Here is a 23,231-nt window from a genome sequence, read left to right as displayed (position 1 = left end):
CCTGGGACTAGGATTCGCGTCCCACCGCTTGTGGCTTTGCGCCATGTACGTGCATCAGTAGTCCACTGCGATGACATCGTGCGGCTGTCAGGTTTGGAACCTGAGAGTCCTGAACGGCTTCCGCCGTCGCCACAGCGCGTGTCAACTCGTATAAAAAGGGAAGACAGATGCTTAACACACGTATGGGTATGCTCGCACTGGGCATCATCAGCGCTGGCCAGGCCATGGCTCAAGGGCAGGCAGACTCCAAGGGTTTCGTCGAAGACAGCAGCCTGACCGTCAATCTGCGCAACGCTTACATCAATCGCGACTACAAGAACGACCGTGAAGACAAGGCCGAGTGGGGCCAGGCATTCATGGGCGTGTTCACGTCAGGCTTTACGCAGGGCACTGTCGGTGTCGGCGTAGACGCATTCGGCCTGTATGGCATTCGTCTGGACGGCGGCAAAGGTCGCGCCGGTGCCGGTGGTATCGACTTCTTCAAGAAAAGCGACAACGGTCAGGGCGACGCCGCCGATGACCTGACCCGTGCTGGCGCGGCCGTCAAGGCCCGCATCTCCAACACCGTCATCAAGTACGGCGACCAGATGCCTCAGCTGCCCGTGCTGAGCTACGACAACTCCCGTCTGCTGCCGGAAAGCTACACCGGCACCATGATCACTTCCAAGGAGATCGATGGCCTTGAAGTGGTGGCGGGTCGTTTCACCCAGCAGGCGCGCAAGAGCGCCGAAGGCCGTGACAGCGGTGACCTGAAAAGCATCAACGTCTACGGTGCCAGCTACAAGTTCACCAAGGAATTCTCTGCCGCTTTCTACGCGTCCGACGACGAAGACGTCCTGAAGAAGCAGTACGTGAACCTGAACTACGTGTTCGCTCTGCCGCAGGAACAGTCGCTGACCCTGGACTTCAACGGCTACAAGACCAAACTGGACAAGGACTTCGCCAACAGCGACGACCGTGACAACAAGATCTGGAGCCTGGCGGCGACCTGGGCGGTGGGCATCCACTCGTTCACCCTCGCTCACCAGCGCAGCAGCGGCGACATCGGCTATGTGTACGGCGGCTATCGCAACGACGGCGGCACCAGCGATGGCGGTAACACCATCTACCTGGCCAACTCCTACTGGTCCGACTTCAATGGCAAGGACGAGCGTTCGTGGCAGGCTGCCTATGGCGTCGATCTGTCCGGTCTGGTCACGCCGGGCCTGAGCTACCGCGCTGCTTACGTGCGTGGCGACAACATCGACGACGGCACTGCAGGCAGCGGCAACGGTACCGAACGCGAAATCTTCAGCCAGTTGACCTACGTCGTGCAGAGCGGCCCGGCCAAGGACCTGTCGATTCGTCTGCGTAACTCGTTCCTGCGTGTGTCGGCCGATGCTCAGGCGTACAACAGCGAAGGCAACGAAACCCGCATCTTTGTGGATTACCCGATCAACGTTTTCTGATCGTTTGACGGGTTAGCGCTTCATCAAAATGCCTCGGTTCCGGACCGGGGCATTTTTGTTTGTGCTGACCTCAGGCCGCTCAACGTGCGCTGACGGCTTTGCTACCATGCGTTCACTTCCCCGAGCCGATCACTGTCATGGCCCTTGCCGCACCGCCCGATCTTTCCGACATCGCCGTTCCCGTTCAGCCGCTGTCGCGTACCTATCCGCGTGGGCGCTTCATCGAGCCGCACCAGCATGTGTGGGGGCAGGTGCTGTACGCCATGTCCGGCGTGATGTGGGTCGAAACGCCGCTGGAAGCGCTGGTCGTACCGCCGCAACGCGCGGTCTGGTTGCCGCCCGGCGTCGAGCACGGGATTCGCGTGGTGTCGGACCTGGAGATGCGCAATATCTACCTGCGCCCGGCCATTGCCCAGACGCTGGAAAGCACCGTCCAGGTGTTCGAAGTCGGCGGCCTGTTGCGCGAAGTCATCCTCAATCTGGTGGCGCTGGATCGGGATCGCGAGCAGGAATATTACGACGCGCTGGTGAGTCTGGGCTTGTTGGAGCTCAAGCGCGCCCGCCGCTCGCTGCTGAAAATCCCCATGCCCGACGGTTCGGACCGGCGCTTGATGAACCTGTGCCAGGCCGTCATGAGTGAGCCATCACTGGACATCCCGTTCGAACAGCACGCCGAAAATGCCGGCGCCAGCGTAAGGACGCTATCGCGCCTGTTTCAAAGCGCCCTCGGCATGGGGTTCGCCGAATGGCGCAGGCAAGTGCAGTTGGCCACTGCCGTGGCCGAAGTCATCCAGGGCGTGCCCGTCAGCCGCATCGCCCGCTCACTCGGCTATTCACCCAGCAGCTTCAGCGACATGTTCCGCCGCGAACTGGGCGTCGCGCCATCGCAGTATGTTGCCAGCAACGATCAACGCGAAAGTGCCTGACTGAATACATACCCCGTGGGAGGCGGCTTGCCGGCGATGGCGTCAGTTCAGTCACTGATGTGGCGCTTCGGAAAGCGCATCGCCGGCAAGCCGCCTCCCACAGTCCGTGGTCGCAGCAAGACTCGGGTATAACGCTGAGATCGGCGTGCTTGAGATCACGCTTATCGTTCCTACGCTCCGCGTGGGAATGCCGCTCAGGACGCTCCGCGTCCGCACTTGAACGTGGCGCAGATGCGTGGCCAAGCTCCAGCGTTACCCACGTTATGTGCTCGGCTCACTGAGTCCGCAATCTGTGCCATTTGTGACGCGGAGCGTCACGGGAGGCATGCCCACGCAGAGCAATATCACGATAACGCCTACATCTGGCCGATAAACAGAAGCCCTTGGCCGATCCGCATTCCAGCCCTTCCATACACTCTGCTCATCGCTTACCTCTTCGGAGCTTCTGCATGAGTTACCTCATTTCCCTCGCCATCGGCGCAGCCGTCGGCCTGTTGTACGGCGCACTGGATTTCCGCTCGCCCGCACCGCCTGCCATTGCGCTGGTCGGTCTGCTTGGCATGCAACTGGGTGAACAGGCCTGGCCGATGGGCAAGCACCTGCTGACCTCCTGGGTTTCCTGATCTTCAGTCTTCCATTTTCAAAAAAGGCCTCCCCAATGAATGCCCTGCAATTCTCCCGAACAGGCGACCTCGCCGCCCTGCAATACGTTGAACTGCCAACACCCAAGCCTGCCGAAGGCGAAGTACTGATCCAGGTAAAAGCCGCCGGCCTCAACCCCAGCGACGTGAAGAACGTGCTGGGTCGCTTTCTCTACACCACACTGCCGCGCATTCCCGGTCGCGACTTTGCGGGTGTGGTCATTGAAGGCCCGCAAGCGCTGATTGGTCAGCCCGTCTGGGGCACCGGCAAAGAGCCGGGTTTCTTTCGCGACGGTTCGCACGCCGAATACATCTCCCTGCCTGCCGCAGGCGTCGCCCTCAAACCCGAAGCCTTGAGCTTCGTTCAGGCCGCGAGCCTTGGCGTGCCGTACACCACCGCCTGGGATGCTCTGCAGCGCAGCCTGGTAAAAAGCGGAACACGCCTGCTGGTCATCGGTGCCAATGGCGCGGTCGGCAGTGCCGCCATGGCGCTGGGCAAGATTCTCGGTGCTCAGGTGTTGGGTGCGGTGCGTCGTCCCGAGCAACTTCAGGCGCTGAAAGCCGATGGTTTCGCCGGACTGTTGCTCGATACCCCGGAGAGCCTCGGCAGTCAGGTCAACGAAGTCTTCAAAGGTGGCGCCGACGTGATCTTTGACACCACCGGCTTCTGGCTGCCCGCCGCCGTCCCAGCCCTGGCGCCGTTCGGGCGCATCGCAATCATTGCCGCGCCCGCTGACGGCCATGTGCAACTGCCTGCGCTGGCGCTGTATCGCAAAGGCGGATCGGTGGTCGGCATCAACTCGCTGCTCTACGACTGCGCGACCTGCGCCACCATGCTGGATCAGTTCGGTCAGTTCTTCGATCAGGGACTGCTGGTGCTACCGGGCGATCTGGTTGAATCGCCCTTGAGTGAAGGTGTGGCGCGCTATGCCGAGGTCAACGAGGGCAGGGGGGACAAGATCATTCTGGTGCCTTGAAACCGTAATCAGTTGTCCAGTGCAAGCAACTGCACGAACACCGCGAAACTGCCCAGAAACAGCCAGAAAAAACTGAACAGCCAAGGCGTGCGCTTGGAGAACAACAGTGATTTCTTCGGCCCGGTTTCGCTGGACTCCCAGTCGCTGAACAGCGGCGAGTCGTCATAGGTCAGCCCGATGACCGGCTCGCTGCGCAGCAACCCCGCCTGCTTGCGATGCCAGTGCATGATGATGTCGCACGCCGCCCGAATGCCCGGCCACGCCGCAATCGTGCAGAACAGCCCCAGCAACGCCAGCATTGGCGGCACCACCAGCGTGAACATCACACCCCAATCCGCATTAGCATTCGCCATCGACGACGCATAGGCAATCACCAGAAACGATTGCGCCGACAAATAGGCGTTGGTGCGGTTCGACAGGTTGGTCGTTTCGTAATGAATCTCGCGCCGATAGAAATCCAGCCGTTCCTTGGGCGAGCCGAACAATTTGACCTGTTGCTCATCGACGACGTGCTCGGGCGTCTCGTCTGTGATAATTCTGGGCACTGTGAATTAATACCGAATGTTAAAGATGCTGGGTAGACCCTGATTCAAGTTGAGCAGTTCGACCAAAATTGCCCGAACGGGGACCGTTCATCCTGTAAATCCGGCGACACGACAAGGACCTCGTCATGAGCACGACCCCAACCCTGCAAACCGAGCGCCTGCTGCTGACAGCTCTCCAGCTGGCCGACGCACCCGCCATGCAGCAGCTTTTCCCGCAGTGGGAAATTGTACGATTCTTGAACAACCGCGTGCCCTGGCCGTATCCCGAAGACGGCGCACTGCGCTACATCCAGGACGTCGCCCTGCCAGCCAGTGAGCAAGGCACCCAATGGCACTGGATGATCCGCCTGCACACCGCGCCGAACGACATCATCGGCAGCATCAGTCTGATGACCACTCCCGGCAACAACCGCGGCTTCTGGCTGCACCCTGACTGGCAAGGCAACGGCTACATGCAGGAGGCCTGCGTGGTGATCAACGCGTTCTGGTTCGAAACCCTCGGCCAACCTGTAATGCAGGTTCCCAAGGCTGCACCGAACGGAGGATCACGACGGGTTTCGATCAAGGAAGGCATGCGACTGGTGTCGACGGGGGAAAGTGATTACGTGAGCGGCAGATTCCCGGAGGAGATCTGGGAGATGACGCGGGAGGAGTGGGTGGGGCGTATGGACCGTGGCATGGCTGATTGAGGGCTGACCCCGGAAGTCACCCCGGAAGTCGCCCCGGAAGTGACCCCGGAAGTGACCCCGGAAGTCGAGCTGCTTGTTCTTCCAATGATCTGAGCGGTTTGAGTCGGCGCTCTCAAGGAAAACGACTCAAACCGCTTCTACATCCGCCACGGCTTCCAGTTAATGAAATCAGCGAGTTCGATCACCGCTATTTCTATCGGAAACCCTGATCAGTCATCACGCCGTCGCTGCAAACCCCTTCGAACGCGCTTCCATTCTCGCCGTCAGAACTTCCGGCGTCGCCCGCTCGGCCTTGGAGGCCATCTGATTGAAGAACATCCCGTCAAACTGCTCCTTGGACGGTGTCGAGGTCTTGGGGATCAACAACGCTCCCAGATCCAGCGTATTGGCGAAGTTTTCCTTGGTCAGGTTGTACATGCCGAGGTAGCTGCCCGAAAAAGCGGAATCCGCATTCACCATATCAATGGCCGAATCGCGATAAGCCACCGCCGCTGACTTCAGATCACTGGACGCATTCAACAGCGAATTCAAACGCTCCATATCGGAGTCACTTAACTGCCCGGAACTGTTGATGGCCTTGAGGCTGCCATCTTCCTGCACCGTGAAGCCGAACTTCTTGTCAGCCAGATCCGGATACAGGTACGCCAAACCTGCCTTGAAGTCCTCGAACGAGCCCTTCATCTGCGCCGTGATGGATTTATTCAATTCCGCCAATCGAGGAAAGTCCGGCGACTGCTCAGGCCCTATAACCGTGTCGATCACTACGATGGGGCCGGTGGTTGTCGGCGGTACTACCACGGGAGGCGGAACCACGATCGGCTTGGCATTCAGCAACGCTTCTCTCGCGGCATCGCTCATGGGCTGTGGCGTGAGCTTGACGTCTGAGGGGGTGAGCTTGGCGACGATAGATGGGATAGCGGATGGATTTAGGGAGGTAAGCATATTCATCGATCCATGATTGTGTTTGTCCACAGGGTATCGACGGGGTAGGGGTGGAGCTTTAGAGGGGGGTGACGGGCGGTGTATCGGGGGTGTTACAGAGTATGAGGCTCGTTTTGGGCCTTATCCTCCTCTAGACAAGCGCCTTACGGGCTTTCCAGAAGCGCATGCTTGCCTGGGTTAGCAGGGGCCGAGCTTACCAATCCTCGGCCCGTTCAATGCGTTGATGCAGAATTCGATAAATTCGGATCGTCTTGTCTATCAGCGAGTAGACCGCCCTATAGGGATATTTCGAAATTATCAATTCCCTGCAGTCGGGCAGATCTGAAGCTTTCCCCAGCTGTGGGAAGGTCCCCAGCATCTCTATCGCACTGATAATGTGAAAGACGACGCCTTCAGAAGCCTCAGCGCCCAACAACGGTTCGTAATGCTCGTAAATACCGTAGAGATCACTTTCCGCCTTGCTGGTTAATGCGATTTTCAGCACGAGCTACCCACTTAGCCTTCACGGCATCCAAATCGACCAGGTTGCCTGCTTCTGCATCCGCAACGCCTTCAGCTACCGCTTGAAAATGCCAGGATTCTGATTCCACGTAACGCGCCAAAGCGCGCTTGAGATGATACTGACGATCCCGATCGGTTGCTTCGGCGAGCTGATCGAGCTGATTGATCAGTTCTGCTTCCACACGGAAAGACAGGACAGGCGAGGCCATGGGAACACTCCTGATGAGGTTGTATACGATGTAGACATGTGTTTGGTGTGTAGACTCTATCTGGTTACCCGCGGGCGTGACAACCCGTTTTAGGGGCGCGGTTTAAGACCGGTGTTCTACGCCCAAGAACACTTCGAAAGTAATCCACAACCCTTCGTGAAATCAACGGTTTAGAACCTCGCTGATCTCCATCAGTTTTTTCCATTGCTTTTAGTCAGGTTGTACATCTCGGTGATCAGCGTGTCGATTTCGTCAATCAAGTCCGAGCGTTCCGCCTTGGTGGTGCTGTCCCGAAGGGTATTAAGACGATTGGTAATGATCCGCTTCTTACCGAGTAGGCTGTAATCCTTAACGCTTCCGTAGATTCCCAATAGTCATAGCTTGGGTATTTGATTGCGATCTGAGAGATGTTGACGCCGCTTTCCAGCATCTGATTCATGTCTTTCAGTTCGTGTTGTGCAATGGTCATCAGCTCTACTCGTCCTTGTGACGGCGAGCAAAAGCGCTCGCCAAAATCGGAGGGAAAATAGCCAGTCAGCGGGCAGAAGTGCCACTCTTTTGATATCGCGCTCCGACGCATTCTGTGAGCGCTCAGATTGGGCTCGTAATCTGTCCTGTCGCTGCAGTGCGAGCTTCCAAACCCCGAAAACAAAAAAGGCCCACCTTTCGGTGAGCCTTCTTCGGTATTGCGTATGGTGCGGCACCAGACGAACGGTCTGTTTCGGTAAGGCCAGGTTTTTCGGGCGTCTGGATTTCGGTGGAAAATTCGGCGTACCCCAACTAGTAACTATAAACAAATCAGCTAGTTATGGCGTTCAGTGGAATCGAACCGGAGGCTTGTACTACATCATAGAGTTGCTGATTTTGAGCTCCCGCTACCTTTTTTGTATCTACTCGGTGTTGGCGAAGCTCGCAATTTACACGTGCTTCTTAAGGTAATGGACTTTCGACTTGGCTGGGAGTCAATTGATGTCTAAAGTATGTGTGCTGGCGACTTGCCAGTTTCAGGAGGTGAGACACATGGATCGTTACAAAAATCTCAGTGGTCAGTCAAATGTGGTGGCATATGAACTGGCACAAGGGTCGATATCCGTAGAGTTCGCCTCAGGAACCTATAGAACCTATGTATATGATTCCAATCGTCCCGGACCAGTAATGGTTGCTGAATTACAGCGACTTGCTGTGGCTGGCCGCGGACTCAATAGCTATATTTCAAGCGTGGTTAAATCAAATTTTTCTCGTAAATATTGACTTGTATCACTTGTGAGGTGGTAGCGGGTAAATCGTTACCACTTTAAGTGGTTTTTTTGGACGGAACCATGCTGAAACTCAAAGATATGTGCTTTTATTGTTTTTTAATATTGACTAAATGCGTGCCAGCTATTCGATATAATTTCACGCTTCTCTTGGCGAAGATCGGAGGCAGGTCATGATATTAAGCGAACTAATTAGTCGGCTATTTTTGATCATCGTGGTCTGTGCCGCGTAGCACTAATCTGTCCCGTTTTATTTGCGAAGTGTGATTTCATGCTACCGTCTTTTAGTATAAAACTTATTGGTTTTTAGGGGTTAAAGTTGAGCATTGGTTATGCAGAGCGAATAGCATTTAGACATCTTCTCGAATTTGATCATAGTATGGATGTTGCTGAATATAAACGATCAGGATTGGTGGTGAAGTCTGAGTTTAGTGACGAAGTGTGTCATATTTGCCGAGGTGAGCTAAAGCATTATCGAGAGCCAAAGGAGATGAGTCGGGGCGACATAGTGGAGTTTGATGAGATAATAAAATCTAAACCCGGATCATCTTTTATTTTGATGTGCAAGAATTTATTCTCTTGCTCTAGGTGTGGTTGGTGGTGGTCAAACGAGCGAGGAGTGATTTATCCGTCTGGTATAAACTCGCGAAGTCCCGATGATTATTGCCCAGGGATAGAAAAAATAGATATATCGAGCAGCAAGGTTGCTATTGATGATCTGGTTTTTCATCTGACCAGAAAGTGGAGTGATCGCAAGCTGATTTCTGCGTCAGCAGCAGAGTTACTTGTGGGAAGTCTTTTAAAAGAGCATCTAGGTTGTGACGTGGTAAGTGCAACAGCCAATACACATACTCAGGATGGGGGGATAGATTTGCATGTTTGCCACAAGGGTGGAAAAATACTATCGGCGGTCCAGGTGAAGCGAAGAATAAATCGAGAAGTGGAAGGGGTGGCGGAGATTAGAAACTTTTTAGGAGCATTAGCCATTGAGAATATTTCTAAGGGAATTTTCGTGACTACTGCGACAAGGTACAGTAAAAAAGCTTTAGAGATTCCGGATAAACTAAAGCATAGTGTAAATGCTAGGTTAGAGCTTGAACTTTTCGATGGTGAAAGATTGCTTGAGCTACTTAAGAGCCTGCCTCGAGCGAACGCCTTGATTCTTCCAAAGGAAGTATCTGGTCCAGACATTTGGTTGGACGATAGCAATAACGAATTTACCACGCGGCAAATATTGTACGGTTATTAATTTGTTGTCGAAGGGATAAATAAATCACCTAGTTATGGCGTTCGGTGAAATCGAATCCGGGTCCGCAGAGTCCTTAGGCTGTAAGCGCTCCATAAACCCCACCTGGCTAAAGATAGGTAAAGCGCTTAGCTATGAAGTCGAGGTTCGCAGTTCCACGGCAGCAAGGCTTCGTAATCCTCTACCCATGTCGCCGTTGGCAAACGTTCAAGTGCGTGGCGCAGCCACGTAAAGGGCTCCTGGCCGCTGGCTTTGGCAGTCTCGACCAGGCTGTACAGTTGAGCACTGGCCGTCGCGCCCTTGGGCGTGTCGCTAAACAGCCAGTTCTTTCTTCCGATCACGAAGGGGCTAATCGCGCGTTCTGCCGCGTTGTTGTCCATCGGCAAATACCCTTCCTCGACGTATCGTTCCAACTTGCTCCAGTTACTGGCGAGGTAACTGATGGCTTTGCCCAAGGCATTCTGAGCGGTGACCTGGGGCTGCGTCTTTTCGATCCAGCTTTTCAACTGAGCCAGTATCGGCAGGCTATGTTCGTGACGGCCGTTTTTACGGTCAGCATCGCTACTGGCCTTCAAGTCGCGTTCGATCCCATACAGCTTGTTGATCAGATTCAGCGCAATATCCGCACGTCCTGTTTTACCTTTGGGCTGCACTTTCTGTGCTTCAACAAACTTGCGTCGAGCATGAGCCCAGCAGCCTAAACGTTCAACTCCAGCTTGAGCGCCCATTGCGTTGTAACCGGCGTAGTCATCGGTCATGACGTAACCGCGATAGCCTTCAAGCAGGCGCGTTGGCACCTCCTGCGCCCGGCTGGTGGAGTAGTCAAAAAGGATTACCGGCCTATCCGGTGGGCCGCCGGTTTGCACCCACATCCATGACTGGCTGCTTGGCTCACGGTCAGGCTCTTTCAATACCTGCACCCGCGTTTCATCGCAATGGATGACCCGGCTGGCCAATAGGCTGTCGCGCATTAAATTCAGCAGCGGCTGGAAGTGTTCGCCGCACTGGATCACCCAACGGGCCAGGGTTTGGCGCGGGATATCAATGCCGTGGCGGCCCAGTACTTTTTCGAAGCGATGCAGTGGTAGGCCATCGACGTATTTGGTCGTCAACAACATCGCCAGAACGCTGGGGCTGGCCATGCTCTTTTCAATCAGTTGAGCTGGCTTGTCTGCTGTGACGGGTGCCGTTTCGCAGTCGCGGCAGCCATAGACTTTACGAACATGCTTGATGACCCGGATCTGCATCGGCACGATTTCAAGCTGCTCGCTGACTTCCTCGCCAATGGCGTGTTTGCGGCAGCCGCAGACGCAAGTCAGTTCATGCTCGGGAAGTTCGTGGATGACTTCGATGCGCGGCAGGTCAGCAGGCAGTGGCTTGCGTTTGCCACGGCGCTTAGCGGGGGTGACAACCTCTTCTTCAGCGTTCTCGTCGATAGCTTCGACGACGCTTTCGGCTTCGTTGAAGAGCGCCAACTGCGGTGTGGCCGGATCGGCTGTTTGCTCGGACTTGCGTCCGAACAAGCGCTGGCGCAGCAATGCGTTCTCTTCTTCTAGAAAACCGACCCGCGACTGCATCTTCGCAAGCATTTGCTTGAGCAGTTGGAGATCGTCGGGAAGGTTGTCGGGCATGGATTTCATGCCCTGGATTATACCGAATCAGGCCAAGAATCGCGGCGTCAAAACCTGATGGGGACGGTTACGCCAGAGGTCAAAACCGTCGAGCAGCCAGTTCAGTTCCTGAACGGTCAGAACAATCGCCTCGTCGGTGGCATCGGGCGATGTTTTGAATCGCTCCGATTCCAGGCGTTTGAGCCAAAGGCAGAAGCCGTTGCGCTCCCAGTACAAGATTTTCACTCGGTTGCGCGGCTTGTTGAGGAAAACGAAAAGTACCGGATCGAACACGGCAACCTTGATATCCAGTTCGACCAGCGCAGCCAGGCCGTTGATAGATTTTCGAAAGTCCACAGGTTTGGGGTAGAGGTCCACTTTTTCGACTTTTGCGTCGGGTCGCATCATGGTCGATGGGCTCCTGAGAGAATCGGGAGCCCAGCATCGGGGATTAGATTAGTGCTTTAAATGTGGGGTTCATGGAGCGGTTACAGAAGATCGAGGCCCTGGGAGCGCTCAACCTGCTTTCAGGCGGATCCGCGAGCCTGGCGGCAGTGAGCGACCTGCACCAGGCGACCGGGCGCGATCTGAACCTGGTGGTTGGCCATAAGCACAACGCCACGGTGGGTGGCGACATGCATGAGCGTATCGAGGGATTACGAGAGAGCATCACCAGCGAGAGTCAACGCTTTCAAGCATCTAAAACGTGGATGGGGTCAGAAAGTCTAAATATATTCAAGGTACTCTGCGATACACTAGATTTAATCAAAGCTATGAATGCCCAAATTGCATCTCACTCTCACGGGGGGACGCCTATTCCGGACAATGCAAAAGAATTTAGTTTGGACGGATTGAAAGCCGATATTCTTCTTTCTGAGTTAAAAAAAGTAACGCATTTGAAATGCGTTACTAATTGACAATAGTTGATTGCATTGCGCTGCAGTTATGGTTTGGTTTTCTGAAATCTTGAATAATAAACCTTTACAAGTTCGCTTATTCTGTATTTGTCAAGTGGTGAAGCGTTTGATGCATACAAGATGAGCTCTTGTGTAATGCTCTCCGCCCATTCCGACTCTTCACTTAACGTAGTTGTGAGTTGGTCCGCTTCATATCTGTGTATCAAAGCTCTGGATACAAGCTGCATCTTAGCGGGTCCTAACTGTAAAAGCGCTTTAACAAATTGATCAGGGTGGATGAAATGTAAAAAACTTATATATCCAGCTGACTTGAATCCGTTTAAGCTCGTTATTTCCATGCAAAACTCACTCGCATCGGTTTTTAATTTTTCAAAGATTCTGGCCGCCAGTGATATTTTGTATGTTTCCGCCGCTTCGAGCCTTTTTTTGTTTAGGTAATTCATAGCCGATATGAATTCGTTAGTACTGTTTTCTTTGATTTTTAAATTTAAGCTAGATTCATAGTCTAATCGATTTCTGCCGAATACGGGGGTTAGTTTTTCGGCTGCCAACAAATCGTCTACGTATGTTTCAAAGTTTTTTTCTATATCAACAACAGAGCTTTGTGTGTATCCAATTTTTGCGGACCAGAGAAAAATGCCTAGAACATGTAAGATTTCACCAAGGTCAGTATAAAGGCGATCGTCATATTTTGTCTTCATGTCATTAAATGCAACATCGTATTCCTCATTTGAAATATCCGCGGCATGCCACGCGATCAGCCATGTTGGCCGATCTACATATCCAAAATTCAAGCTTGCGGCTATAGATGCTTTTATTTGCGTACTATCTATATGGCCTCGAATTAAAATGTCTTCTAGGACCGAACTGGAAAGCAGCGTATTGCATATGTCGAACCCTAGGTACTTATCTCTGATCTTCCGAAAAGCCACTCCAACATCATTATCCTCGCCATCATACCTATAATCTATGCTTTCCCTAAGCTGAATGTCCTGCTCACTCAAATTCCCTGATCTGAGCTCTAGGGACCATGCAAACAAAAGTCTGGCTATATCTAGCATCACACTATCATTGTCAATGACGCTTCTATCGAGTATCTCGTAGACTCTCTCATAGGTCCATGTTGCCATTTGCAAGCTTCTAAAGTTGTTGACGTTGGAATGCTCATAGATCTGCAGTATTTCGGTTTTTTGCTTTTTTAATAACTCTGCTGTATTGGCGTTGCTTAGTTTGGCTATGAGTGATGTGAAAACCTCATCAGGGTCGCTATATACTTTAAAAGTAACTCCTATTAATTTTTCTTTCCTTTTAAGGTAATCCTCTTTTTGTTTTACTTCGTGTTCATTCACTGATATTAGTACCTTTCCACCCGTATCCTCGATAAGTGAACTGATAAAGCCCATCAAGTTTTCGAGTGGTATTGCACATCTTTCAAAGTCGTCAAATATATATAATTTTGTAAAGGGAGGGTCTGTAATGTCTGAGATTTTTAGGTCGGATTTTATGCGGAAAAAGCCCATTGCTGACTGTGCTGCCTTGACCCCTATTTTTGCTGCTTTATTATCTAGGATGGGGTAAACTGCGCGAAGAAATGCAGACCGAATATCATCCGTGTCTGATAGTCCATAAAGGCTGATGTATACATAGTCATTTTTGTTGGGGAACTTTAAGTTTAAAAAATTCCGTATGAAGTGTGTTTTGCCGGAGCCCCACTCTCCAGTGAGTGCAACAGCAAATCTAGGTGTTTCAGATAAGTTAATATAGTACTCTAAATACTTTTCAATTTTTTGGTTTTTGTTCATCTCGCCATCCCTGTCTTGAGTTGATTATAAGGTTTAAGTGTGGAGCAGCGGTTGGTATGTTAAATTGTCATGGCCGAAATATCAAGTTTGTGGTTTTCTGTCTTAAGCCAAGACGGGCTCTCCCAAGCTGAATATTTAATTACAGTTCATGCCAGTTGTCGCGGATGAATTCATGCAGACGATAGCGCCGGTACAAGTTCATCAAACCACTCAGAGTACGAAAGAATTTTTTCATACTTAAAGGCATCTGAATGACCTTCCTCCAGCGTTTTTCCCGGAACACATACGCTGTTGGGGAATCGCTCATTGAAAGTTTCCCGTGAGGACAGCAAGCCAACTACTAACTGAGCTTGCGGAAAAAACCGCCCTACTAAGGCGGTTCTTTTGCGCCCCAGAACGTGATGGACTGGCCAAGTATGCCGGTTTCCGGCCACATCAGGACCGATCAGAAAAATCCGTCGCAAAAAAATCTGACCAAAAATGCACTTATCCCCCTCCCGCCGACGGGCTTCGCGTCCGTTTTTTTGCAAATCTCAATGCAGTGCAATAGCCCTTCAAGCCCAAGCGGGCCGTGGGCCTCTGGGGCTGATCAGCCATTTCACAGAGTGCAAAGTTTTGAAGAGTAATGCAGTGGGATTGCACAGTGGACCTTGGACGGGCATTCAGGAGCTCCGTGCAGAAGCCCCCGGTTTTGCTGGGTGAAAAACCAAAAAAGACCCTGAGGCCAGGGTTTTCGAAATCAGGGTCGATTAAATCGCACACCGATTTCGGTCACAGCCTCGTTCGCAATGGATGGGCTGGAAGCCTTGAGCGACACGGCTTGTAGATCAGTTTGGCGGTTTCACTGCATTACACAGTTACTCACGGGCTTGAAACACCATGCACCTGACTGTTTTCTTCAGTAAAACACTGGCCACGTTCCTGTTGGCCTCGACGAATTTCGGCTTAACGGACTCGGTTAGAAATCTGCGGAGAGATGAGTCGACCTGTAGCCCGCAACCATGCTTGTCCAGACGTGACTGCAGATCTTTGAAGTTGATCGCGAGCAACGACTCGGGTGCCGCCGAATGGTTGTACTGTTCGCCTTTGCCATCCAGTAGGTCGAGTGCTGACCAGAATGGAATCAATGCGTCCTCAGCTGACTGTTCGGGCAAGCCAATGGTATCGAGGGCTGGTATCGGCATGCAGAGCAGCGCAGAAAAATGGGCGAGCTGGTCATAGATCGCCGAACGAAGCGCCATGCTCCTGGTTCGATTCAACTCCCTCAGGAGGAAAACTCGATGGCGGGACAACGCGATCTGGTCAGTGACGCATAAATCCTCGGACATGTTTATCTCCTATGCCCCGACCGGGTCGATGGCGCTGAAACGTGACCGGAACGTGGGATTTCGCTCTGAAAATGGGGGTGGGGTAAAAAAAATAGCGATATTAGCTAGATGTGAGGAAAAAGGGGTTGGAGGCCCCGGTTTTGCTGGGTCCTTCATATAGCAGGGGATAGCGATATGATAGCTATATGAATAGCGATATTTTACCAAACCCCCGGAATCATTGGGTTTTAAGGAAGGTAAATATTACTGTTCATAAAGGTAATATTATCGCCTTCATATCGCTATTTACCGAAAACGCTGAGAGCCTTGATTTACAAGGGCTGTAGCCGTTTTTAGCAACGCATATTACTAATATTGCTCTTTTTTTCTGCCCCAACAAATTTTGAGACGCTGCCCTTGGGTGGGCTGCTTGGGGAGGTGCGGACGCGTGTTGGCGTGTGCGCTTTTACCGGCGCGAGTAATCACGTCTAAGGCCTGATCAGGCGCAGTGAAAGGATGGCTTGTTACGTGTACCGCAAAAAACAAGGGCCTGCATCGCTGCAAGCCCTTGATTTATATGGTGCCGGCACCAGGAGTCGAACCCGGGACCTACTGATTACAAGGAAGATGCTTTTAACTTACAGATCAATGGGTTACAGGTTTCTCTATTACGTCGCGAAACCCTGGACAGCCCGCCTGGCGCGGGTGTTAGGCTGCTTATTACGTGTCATCGTTTGTGCTTTCAAAGGCCTTGAGCATCCTGCTGTAGAGTTTAGTCGATAGCGATCAGCGAGACGGTCATGATGACTAGTACTAGGTTCGGCCAGACAATTTTTCCCAGCCGGCGAAGGCATGTGCTAACAATACGCCACCACTACAAGGAGTGTTACCGATGGCAGATTTTTTGATTGGCGATGTAAAGCAAGTGCGTGAGCTTGTGATCGAGCGTGAAGTTAACGAGCATCTCGGGGACGGTTGGGTTTTACTGCTGGTTCGGGCCGGCGTGGATCATGATCGCAACCCTGAGACGGGCGAGTGGGAAAACCTACCCAATACCAGCTATGTGCTCGGCTGGCTGGGTGAGGGTGAGCCAAAGACCATCGACCAGTTTGAGGACGAGCGGCTGATGGGTAGACAGCCGGATGCGGGAGATTTCTAATGCAACTTCATGAAGTAGGAACGTTAATTGAAATCCCAACGCCCGAGGCTGCAAGCATGCTAATCGCTGAGGGATGGACATTGGTCGCCATCATACCGGGCGAGCGCCATGACCAAGGGCAGAAGGCGGTTGGTCCTATCTACGTGCTAGGTAAGCGACCTGAGCTTCAACCGACGAATTGGAAGGCTATGGTCGGAGAATAAGTCTTGGCGTTTCTGATAACGCGCTCTGTGTTAAATCCGCACTACGGAAAAGCCCGCCTCGGCGGGCTTTTCTGCAAACCATAGAGCAGGTGGCAGTGACGCCGGAGCCTTAGATTCTCGGGTTTACATTAATCTTCTTGCTCTAAAGTGCTGAAATAATCTTTATCTTCAAAAATGCAAAGTTGAAACTCACCCTGTTGAAGTATTCCTATGTAGAAGCTAGTTATATTTGTTCGGGCCATTATTTGATGGGCGTTTTTTCTTAATATTTCATAGTTGTCGCCGTTATTTATTTGCATGAATTGCTGGGGCGTGATTGGTATAATGAGTGATAGTGAGGTTATGTTCCCTAATGCTAAATGGTTTAGTGCTTCTGCTACCCTTGTGCTCATGTGGAAAATAGTGACGTTGTCGTTAATTAAGGCCTGAGTAATGACGTGGCCTTCTGTCCCGAGCGGAGTGTAAACGTCGAAGTCTGTATATCCTGTTAATAAATGTTTAGATGATGGGAATTGCCTCTCTAGCCACTCCAGGATGATCTTGTTTTTCCAGAAGTTAGGCCTTTTTTTGTAAGTTTTAATACTTTCTAAGTGAGTAGGTGCGCCGCCCAGATCGTTGATGAAGTCTGATGGATACATTTTTTCAGGTAACTGAGCTTTGGCAACTTGCTGGATTTCGGCAACTGATTCAGTGGATATTTTGGCATGTGAGTATTTGTTTGCTTGCTCGACAAACTGTATGGACGAGTACATCCAGAATAGCTCCACACCGCCTTCTCTCTGTATCTCTCTGATCAATTCCGGATGAGGGCCAATAGTTTTACCTTGCTCTTTCCACCACCAGTCATCTTTTCTGTCGGCTGTTATAAACAACACAGTTTTGATTCGGAATTCTTTGACATGACTTAGTAGTTGTTTCCATAATATAAGATCGCCAAATTTCTTCTTGTACTTTATATGGTCGAATATAAAGGTAGCATCGTTGGGGTTTTTATCTTTATCAGCGTCGGCAAACCCAGGAGGTATTTTATCTGCAAATCTTTCCTCTCCTTTTTCAATTATTTTATCAAGCTCTGTTTGGCTTTTGGGGGCGGCACCAACTTTATCCGCTAAAAGGCTGTCAAGAGCATTTCTTACTGAGTCGGTAGAAGATACGTCAATCTGAGCTGTGTGAATCGCTTTGATAGCATTAATCAGTTCTTGGTTAGATTTTTCTAATTGATCTAGCAACGGCTGTGACTCGATGCCAAGTCCACGTTTATCAATCTGTAATCCCTCTACTTTCTGCTTCACCTGCCCGACAATATTTTGTGCAGCTCCCAACGCATCCTCTGTAGATTTACGTTCGTTGGCAATGACGTTAAGTCGACCTCTTTGAAACTCTAAACCTACCTGATGTGGAATCCATAGTCTGTTTTCCAAAAGGCGTAGCACTTCTAAAAGTTCATCTCTAGCTAATGTAGGAAGTCTGTATAAATTTAGAAGCACATTAGTGTCTAGGACGAACAGAGCTTCATTCCATAAAATTTCATACTGCTCAGGCGTCGGGGGGTAGTACCCGTTAAAACTGTTTTTCATGAGACCTCCAAGTCATTGACATCCAAAGTGAAAGGCAACCAATAAGATGTTATTTTAGATTTGCCCCCTAAATATAATACTTATGCCTTCTAAAATGCACTTAAAAATGTCCAGCGATATCAGCTCCTGCCCCCAAAAAATGCTGTGCTATTTTTCGGAGTCATTTTCTGATGCCTCTTTTATCCCCTAAGTGCTAGACGCGTCCACTATTGGAATACTGAAATCATAAACGTCCATCATGGCTCCGTCTCGGTGGCCACTTGCTTCCTGCTTGTCTGCCCTGGTACCAGTAGTATCAGTGATGCCCCGCCGCTTGAGGTCATGCAGGCCAAACCGCTGCTCGACAGTTATGGTGCCGTCTTCGATGGCCGAGGTGATGAATCGTTGCCAAGCCGTATCCAGACTGGATTTGCGTAATGCCCCACCGTGGCTGGCCACGATGATGTAGCGGCGATCAGGACGAATCGGAACGACCGTTGATTTGCTGGCCCACACCTTGGCCCGGTAGGCCTTCGCTCCCTCCCAGGCTGCGCGCAGTCGCGGCGTCCAGCGGACAATGTTGTCCCGGCTGCCCTTGCGCCGGTTGGTCATGATCCCTTCGGCCAGTTCATGGGCATCGGTCAGGGTGATGGTCTCAATGCCCCTCAAACGGCACAGGTAACCGATCTCCATGACGTAGCTCAGGTACTCCGGACAGCCGCCTTTCTCGTTCCGCGCCAAGCGCCCAAACGCCAGAGCACGGTCGACCAGCACCTCCATAACCTGGTGCTCCGGTAAACGCCGGCGTTTGCGCTCCACCGGTGCTTCAATACCCTGCGCCGGATTGCTGTCGAGGTAACCCCGGTTGCGGCCCCACTGCAGCACCCGACGCAGGTAGCGCAGGACATGTGCCGCTTTTGACGGCGTGCCTTCGTCGGCCAGGCGATCGACAATCCGCTGTATCAATGCTGCCGTGAATTTCTTCACCAGCAGATCCCCCAACGGTTTGCCCAGCCGGGTCGGTATGCCAAGCAAGACGTCTCGCGAATAGCAGTAGTCGCCGTGAGTCTTGAGGCTGAGTTTCTTGTAGCGATCGCTCAGGTGAAACTGCGCGCATACATAACGCAAGGTGCCTTGGTCGACGCCCGAGGTTTGCTCCATGATCTGGTGCAACTCGGCCAGGCTCACGTCAGCAGGTGCCACATTGCGCCGGCGCTGTTTGCCTGTCTCGTCGTAATGCAGCGTGTACCAGACGCCGGCGTTGCGATGATCAAAATAGATGGCCGCTGGAAGAGCGGCCTGGTCGATGTGTTGGGGGATGTGCGGATTGTGCTTCCGCTTACGCGCTTTCCTCATAGGATATTGGTGTCATAACTCTCTGAGGTTACAGGCTCGACGCCCGCAGCGTGGTGGATGAGATCCAGCGTCGTCCACGGACCAGTGCGCCCCCGGAACATTCGGATCCCCTGAGTGATCAGCGAGCGTTCGACGTCGGAGCGGCGTTGGTAGCCGGTGATGCGCTGCAGGTCCTCAAAAGTGAGGACCTTGCCTGTTTGGAAGTTCATGATTGCTCTCTATCTCAAGCAGCAATCAGGGCAGTGTAACGTCCCACCCTGATGCTCAAAGCCAGAACCTGACGGCTCAATTACTGGGGGAGGGGATGGCGAGAATGCTGGCCAGAACGCGCATGTCGTTGGCGCTTAGATCACCTTGGGTCTTGGCCTGTGTGGCCAGGCTTTCAAGTCGCCCGCGAGTGTGCTGAGTCTTGTGCACCTGGTAACTGATCAATGCTGCGCCGATCAGGGCGATAGTCAGCAGGTTTTGGGATGGTGTGCTAGCCTTTGGATCGCTGCTGCTTGGATGTTCCGTCTTCATCACCGTACTCCTAGTCGTAGTGAGTGCTGGAGAGCTGCAACTCTCCAGTACTGTTTGCTTAAATCTTTAACGTCAGTTAATCCGGTGATAGCTCTCATCGACTTTGAACAGCAGGTCGACGTCCTCTACTCGATAGCATCCGCCCACACCGCCTTTAACGATGTAGCCCGATGGATCAGGTTCAAATCGCACAGGGAAGGGATAGTCTTTTCCAGGCTGCATCCAGCCGATCTGGGATGCATACCTGCTTGTAGCCTTAATTTCTGCGTAAAGCTGTTGACCTAGTACACGCGCTGGGTTTGGTGCCGCCCCTTCCAGGTATGCTTCAAAAACCAGTTGAACCGTCTTGTTAACGAAGCATTTACCGTCGTGTCCCATATTCTTTGGATCGATCTTGTGGAACATCAGGTCGACGAACGTTTTAACGTTCAGTTGCTGTTCGAGACGTTGCTTCTCTTCTTCATGCATAGTTGCTTCCTCTGAGTGGTGATTAGGCAGCTTGGAAAATCCAGCACCGCACGGTTTTCGGCTTATCGGCGGCGTCGATATCCCAGGACGAACACACGTTGCGGTTTGTCTCGATAAACTTCGGGCACTTGCTGGTTTTCAGGTGACGTTTGAGTTCGGCCAGATCCGGGACCTTCTGCCGCTTGTTCGCTGCAGCTTCGGCAAAGTCGTTCAGGTTCACCGCAATCAGCCCCTCATTACGAGAGTGGTTCAACGCACCAGCGTGGCTGTTCAGGTATTCGTAAAGCTCCCAGAACTCAACGACCATCGGGTGATCAGCGTTGATTGCCAGTTGTCGCTCTTTGGCCATGCTTTGAACCTCGGCATGGGCTGCGTCAACCTGGTGTTGCTGCAGTGGCACGACATGTACCAGGGCGTCGACCAGCGCATGCAACTGGGCGTGGTTCTTGGCAATACGCACCGTGCGGATCTCGGGCAACTGCAGCAGCCGCTGTTCATAGAGCGGCACACTCGCTTTCACGGTCTGCATCACTTGCGCTTCCCGGGTTGTTGCCATCAACAGAAAGCCACTCACCTTGTCGACGGGCATCTGCTCGAGCTCTTCCACCAGCAGTTTGGTTTTGGCTGTCTGGCCGTCCTTCGTCATGCCGACGTGGGCTATCCGCTGCAGGATGGGCTCCGAGGCGTTCACAGCATGGTTTTGGGCGAACACAAAAGCACCGCGGAACGGCGGCTCCCGCGTGTCGTTGCCGTTGTTCTTGACCCCGGTCGACCGGACGCTACGGCCGTTGTAAGCGGTTTTCAGCTCGTCCCAGTCGTACTGCTTAGTCGCGCTGCCATCGGTCTTTTCCCGTTCGGATTCGATCAGCACGACCGGTAGGTTGCCGACCTGGGCGAAGTTACGGGCGCGGGCAACCGGTGTGCCCTTGGATGGGTCAAAGCCTTCGTAGTCGAGGCGACCAAGCAGCTTCCACAGAAACTCGATCAGCGTGGACTTACCCGCGCCGGCTTCGCCGACTACCTCAAGAAACAGATAGCTCTTCTGGTGTTGCCGGATCTGCTCCGCGAACAATGCTCCAAGCCAGTACGCCAGAACGACGATTCCTTTGGCCCCAAAGCACTGCCAGAGAATGTCGAGCCAGCGCGTTGTGAACTTGTTTAGATCGGTGTTGATGTTCAGCGTGACGGACTGACTGAGCGTCTTAATGCTCAGTTTCTCCATGTCGAAAAAGTCTTCCTCGTTCAGTTTGTAAACCTTGCCGTCGCGCACGGCCACGTCGCCGTAAACGTAGGCACCGTGTTCGCGGGTGTAGCCGGTGAAGTCGATTGTCTGCACGGTCTTGAGCGCGTTTGTCTGCTCCTCAATGAACGCGTCCAGTTGCTGCGTGGTGCCGGTGAACATCCCACCGGGTGCGATCCCGAGCAGTCGTTTCTTGAACTCGGCGGACGAGGCGATCTGCGAGCTGGTAAAGGTGTTCTTGATCGGCGCGGCGTCGTGGGCAAACGTGATCCGGAAGTAGTACCAGGACTCGTCGGTTAGCTTGTTCTCCTGGTAGTACAGCGCCTTGGGGTTGCAGGTGGCGATTCGCTGAATCGCGCCACATTGCTGCATAGCTTTGGCTCGACGTTGCTTGTCGTTCAGTAACTGATCGTCCTGATGCTCGCTGTCCTCAAGGTCTTGCATGGCCCGGTTGAATTTCTCCAGGTCGAGCTTGAACCAGTAGAGGCGATTACCAAATTCAAGGTGGAATTCGCTACGGCGCTTCCAGTCGAAAAGTACCAACGCTTTTTCCGTTGCGTTGTCGGCGATCAGCAGAGCACCGTGGTGCCTGGCAACAGTCAGGTCCTTCTGGGTCTGCTCAGTCCGCTTGTCATCTTCATCGATGGCCCACCAACGCTGGTGAAGATCGTTCCAATCGACTTTGCGACCATCACGCTGGGGGATCTGAGCTGCTTCGCATACAAAGCCCAGCTCACGTGCCTGGCGTACCCAGCGCTTCGTGTACGCGTGTGCACCTGGCTCGTTGTCCAATGCCCACACCAGCTTCGGTAATTTGCCTTCACGGTCTTTGGCGAGGCGCTTCAATGACTCGTCTGGAAAAGCATTGGACGACATAGCGGATACTGCTGCCACGCCGTGATGCACCAGCGCGATGGCATCAAAGATTCCCTCGACAATCCAAAGCTCTTTGATTTCCAGCAGCTCGACACACGGGGGGCACCACCAGACGCCTTTGTAGCTTTCGCCTGGTTTGAAGCGCGCCTTCATTTTCCCGAACCGGGCAGGGCGGTCAATCAACCGCTCCCAGTAGCCACCTTTCTCTAGTGCGAAACGCACTGTGGCGCTGCCGGCATCATGTTGTGACGAGAAGAAAGTGTCTTGGGTGAACCAGCCGGTAATCAGCGACATGTCGAAGCTGCGGGCAAATTCCATGTAGGCGCGAGCTGTTGCGGTAGGGGCGTTATCGGTCGCGGGTGCGCGCTTGCTCCAATCCTCAAATAGGTCGTCGTAAATCTCTTTGACGTGCAGCGTGTGACCACACTTCTCCTGCCGGCCGCAAATCAACTGCCATGGGCTGTCAAAGCGGGTGTAAAGCTCCTTTTTGTTGCACTTGGGGCAGGTGCCGCCGCGCATATAGTTGGTTGATTTGCGGAGCTTCAATCCGTAGTCGGACTGAATGCGCTGCAGAACGTCGTGGCGTAGATCGTCTCTCATGAATGCTTCACTGCTTTGAGGCTTTGGCTCAGGGCTGCCATAAGGCGTTTTTGCGCTGCCATAACAGGGACGTGGGCGAGAATTGCGCCATGGCGTTGGCCGTCCGCTACAAAGCGGTATTGGTCGTCGTACCAGTATTCATTGAGCCTCAGGCGGTACTGTTCACGCAGTTCTTCAAGCAGTGCTTGAGCCTCTGCCTGGGGCAATTGAGCGGTGACGATCACGGCGTTGGCCATCG

At 52.7% G+C, this 23,231-nt stretch carries 23 protein-coding genes and 1 pseudogene; 9 read left to right on the top strand and 15 right to left on the bottom strand.

The window, feature by feature from the left end; translation table 11 throughout:
* Positions 1-167: 167 nt before the first annotated feature.
* The 4 genes from CFBP1590_RS26220 (at position 168) to CFBP1590_RS26205 (ending at position 3,992) form a co-directional block, all read left to right on the top strand.
* Complete coding sequence (locus CFBP1590_RS26220; protein ID WP_004883019.1) at positions 168-1,448, top strand: OprD family porin; 1,281 nt, start codon at positions 168-170, stop codon at positions 1,446-1,448.
* 137 nt (positions 1,449-1,585) lie between these two features.
* Positions 1,586-2,374, top strand: coding sequence for an AraC family transcriptional regulator (locus CFBP1590_RS26215; RefSeq protein ID WP_088236251.1), 789 nt, complete (start codon positions 1,586-1,588; stop codon positions 2,372-2,374).
* 449 nt (positions 2,375-2,823) lie between these two features.
* The gene (locus CFBP1590_RS26210) at positions 2,824-2,997 is read left to right on the top strand and encodes a DUF1427 family protein (RefSeq protein WP_004883022.1); all 174 of its coding nucleotides are present in this window, start codon (positions 2,824-2,826) and stop codon (positions 2,995-2,997) included.
* A 35-nt stretch (positions 2,998-3,032) separates the two neighbouring features.
* Entirely contained in the window at positions 3,033-3,992 is a 960-nt protein-coding gene (locus tag CFBP1590_RS26205) for a quinone oxidoreductase family protein (RefSeq protein WP_088236250.1), read from the top strand.
* A gap of 8 nt (positions 3,993-4,000) precedes the next feature.
* Here CFBP1590_RS26205 and CFBP1590_RS26200 read toward each other — a convergent pair whose 3' ends face one another.
* Positions 4,001-4,537 (bottom strand): hypothetical protein, encoded by a 537-nt coding sequence (locus tag CFBP1590_RS26200; RefSeq protein ID WP_088236249.1) that lies wholly within the window; start codon positions 4,535-4,537, stop codon positions 4,001-4,003.
* A gap of 125 nt (positions 4,538-4,662) precedes the next feature.
* Here CFBP1590_RS26200 and CFBP1590_RS26195 point away from each other — a divergent pair, with 125 nt between their 5' ends.
* On the top strand, positions 4,663-5,226 hold the full coding sequence (locus CFBP1590_RS26195; RefSeq protein ID WP_088236248.1) for a GNAT family N-acetyltransferase: 564 nt from the start codon (positions 4,663-4,665) through the stop codon (positions 5,224-5,226).
* 216 nt (positions 5,227-5,442) lie between these two features.
* Here CFBP1590_RS26195 and CFBP1590_RS26190 read toward each other — a convergent pair whose 3' ends face one another.
* The 3 genes from CFBP1590_RS26190 to CFBP1590_RS26180 all read right to left on the bottom strand — a co-directional run bounded on the left by CFBP1590_RS26190 (position 5,443) and on the right by CFBP1590_RS26180 (position 6,878).
* Complete coding sequence (locus CFBP1590_RS26190) at positions 5,443-6,168, bottom strand: hypothetical protein (RefSeq protein WP_163001713.1); 726 nt, start codon at positions 6,166-6,168, stop codon at positions 5,443-5,445.
* A gap of 193 nt (positions 6,169-6,361) precedes the next feature.
* Positions 6,362-6,652 (bottom strand): type II toxin-antitoxin system RelE/ParE family toxin, encoded by a 291-nt coding sequence (locus CFBP1590_RS26185; protein WP_088236246.1) that lies wholly within the window; start codon positions 6,650-6,652, stop codon positions 6,362-6,364.
* Positions 6,615-6,878 carry a CopG family ribbon-helix-helix protein gene (locus CFBP1590_RS26180; protein ID WP_088236245.1) on the bottom strand — a complete coding sequence of 88 codons (264 nt, stop codon included), beginning with the start codon at positions 6,876-6,878 and terminating at the stop codon, positions 6,615-6,617. Before CFBP1590_RS26180 ends, CFBP1590_RS26185 begins: the two co-directional genes overlap by 38 nt.
* Before the next feature lie 1,020 nt (positions 6,879-7,898).
* Between CFBP1590_RS26180 and CFBP1590_RS26170 the strand changes: the two genes are divergently transcribed.
* Both CFBP1590_RS26170 and CFBP1590_RS26165 read left to right on the top strand, forming a co-directional pair.
* Complete coding sequence (locus CFBP1590_RS26170) at positions 7,899-8,129, top strand: hypothetical protein (RefSeq protein ID WP_088236243.1); 231 nt, start codon at positions 7,899-7,901, stop codon at positions 8,127-8,129.
* Positions 8,130-8,453: 324 nt separating this feature from the next.
* On the top strand, positions 8,454-9,383 hold the full coding sequence (locus tag CFBP1590_RS26165; RefSeq protein ID WP_145958193.1) for a restriction endonuclease: 930 nt from the start codon (positions 8,454-8,456) through the stop codon (positions 9,381-9,383).
* A gap of 125 nt (positions 9,384-9,508) precedes the next feature.
* On the opposite strand, the gene tnpC is transcribed toward CFBP1590_RS26165, so the two are convergent.
* Entirely contained in the window at positions 9,509-11,020 is a 1,512-nt protein-coding gene (gene tnpC, locus CFBP1590_RS26160) for an IS66 family transposase (protein ID WP_088236241.1), read from the bottom strand.
* 18 nt (positions 11,021-11,038) lie between these two features.
* Positions 11,039-11,398 (bottom strand): IS66 family insertion sequence element accessory protein TnpB, encoded by a 360-nt coding sequence (gene tnpB, locus CFBP1590_RS26155; protein ID WP_231991783.1) that lies wholly within the window; start codon positions 11,396-11,398, stop codon positions 11,039-11,041.
* A gap of 80 nt (positions 11,399-11,478) precedes the next feature.
* Here tnpB and CFBP1590_RS26150 point away from each other — a divergent pair.
* Positions 11,479-11,907 (top strand): annotated as a pseudogene (locus CFBP1590_RS26150) (hypothetical protein); the annotation flags it as partial.
* A 26-nt stretch (positions 11,908-11,933) separates the two neighbouring features.
* Here CFBP1590_RS26150 and CFBP1590_RS26145 read toward each other — a convergent pair.
* Together CFBP1590_RS26145 and CFBP1590_RS26140 are read right to left on the bottom strand one after the other, a co-directional pair.
* Positions 11,934-13,709 carry a P-loop NTPase fold protein gene (locus CFBP1590_RS26145; RefSeq protein ID WP_088236240.1) on the bottom strand — a complete coding sequence of 592 codons (1,776 nt, stop codon included), beginning with the start codon at positions 13,707-13,709 and terminating at the stop codon, positions 11,934-11,936.
* A gap of 857 nt (positions 13,710-14,566) precedes the next feature.
* Entirely contained in the window at positions 14,567-15,037 is a 471-nt protein-coding gene (locus CFBP1590_RS26140; RefSeq protein ID WP_088236239.1) for a hypothetical protein, read from the bottom strand.
* A gap of 871 nt (positions 15,038-15,908) precedes the next feature.
* On the opposite strand from CFBP1590_RS26140, the gene CFBP1590_RS26135 reads away from it, so the two are divergent.
* Positions 15,909-16,175 carry a hypothetical protein gene (locus CFBP1590_RS26135; protein WP_183132468.1) on the top strand — a complete coding sequence of 89 codons (267 nt, stop codon included), beginning with the start codon at positions 15,909-15,911 and terminating at the stop codon, positions 16,173-16,175.
* A 331-nt stretch (positions 16,176-16,506) separates the two neighbouring features.
* Here the strand turns inward: CFBP1590_RS26135 and CFBP1590_RS26125 are convergent, their stop codons facing one another.
* The 7 genes from CFBP1590_RS26125 to CFBP1590_RS26095 all read right to left on the bottom strand — a co-directional run bounded on the left by CFBP1590_RS26125 (position 16,507) and on the right by CFBP1590_RS26095 (position 23,229).
* Positions 16,507-17,955 carry a PIN-like domain-containing protein gene (locus tag CFBP1590_RS26125; protein ID WP_088236237.1) on the bottom strand — a complete coding sequence of 483 codons (1,449 nt, stop codon included), beginning with the start codon at positions 17,953-17,955 and terminating at the stop codon, positions 16,507-16,509.
* A gap of 186 nt (positions 17,956-18,141) precedes the next feature.
* Complete coding sequence (locus CFBP1590_RS26120; protein WP_088236236.1) at positions 18,142-19,290, bottom strand: site-specific integrase; 1,149 nt, start codon at positions 19,288-19,290, stop codon at positions 18,142-18,144.
* The gene (locus tag CFBP1590_RS26115) at positions 19,287-19,499 is read right to left on the bottom strand and encodes a hypothetical protein (RefSeq protein WP_088236235.1); all 213 of its coding nucleotides are present in this window, start codon (positions 19,497-19,499) and stop codon (positions 19,287-19,289) included. Before CFBP1590_RS26115 ends, CFBP1590_RS26120 begins: the two co-directional genes overlap by 4 nt.
* 76 nt (positions 19,500-19,575) lie before the next feature.
* A complete protein-coding gene (locus tag CFBP1590_RS26110; RefSeq protein ID WP_088236234.1) occupies positions 19,576-19,809 on the bottom strand; it encodes a hypothetical protein in 234 nt (77 codons plus the stop codon).
* A 72-nt stretch (positions 19,810-19,881) separates the two neighbouring features.
* Positions 19,882-20,277: a hypothetical protein gene (locus CFBP1590_RS26105; RefSeq protein WP_088236233.1), complete on the bottom strand. Its 396-nt coding sequence runs from the start codon at positions 20,275-20,277 to the stop codon at positions 19,882-19,884.
* Positions 20,278-20,299: 22 nt separating this feature from the next.
* Positions 20,300-22,993 carry a toprim domain-containing protein gene (locus CFBP1590_RS26100; RefSeq protein WP_088236232.1) on the bottom strand — a complete coding sequence of 898 codons (2,694 nt, stop codon included), beginning with the start codon at positions 22,991-22,993 and terminating at the stop codon, positions 20,300-20,302.
* Positions 22,990-23,229 carry a hypothetical protein gene (locus CFBP1590_RS26095; RefSeq protein ID WP_088236231.1) on the bottom strand — a complete coding sequence of 80 codons (240 nt, stop codon included), beginning with the start codon at positions 23,227-23,229 and terminating at the stop codon, positions 22,990-22,992. Before CFBP1590_RS26095 ends, CFBP1590_RS26100 begins: the two co-directional genes overlap by 4 nt.
* Positions 23,230-23,231: the final 2 nt, after the last annotated feature.

It is taken from the genome of Pseudomonas viridiflava (assembly GCF_900184295.1).
Lineage (GTDB): Bacteria > Pseudomonadota > Gammaproteobacteria > Pseudomonadales > Pseudomonadaceae > Aquipseudomonas > Aquipseudomonas viridiflava.
The sequence above is the reverse complement of the archived record's forward strand: the minus strand, read 5'-3'. Positions and strand labels throughout refer to the sequence as shown.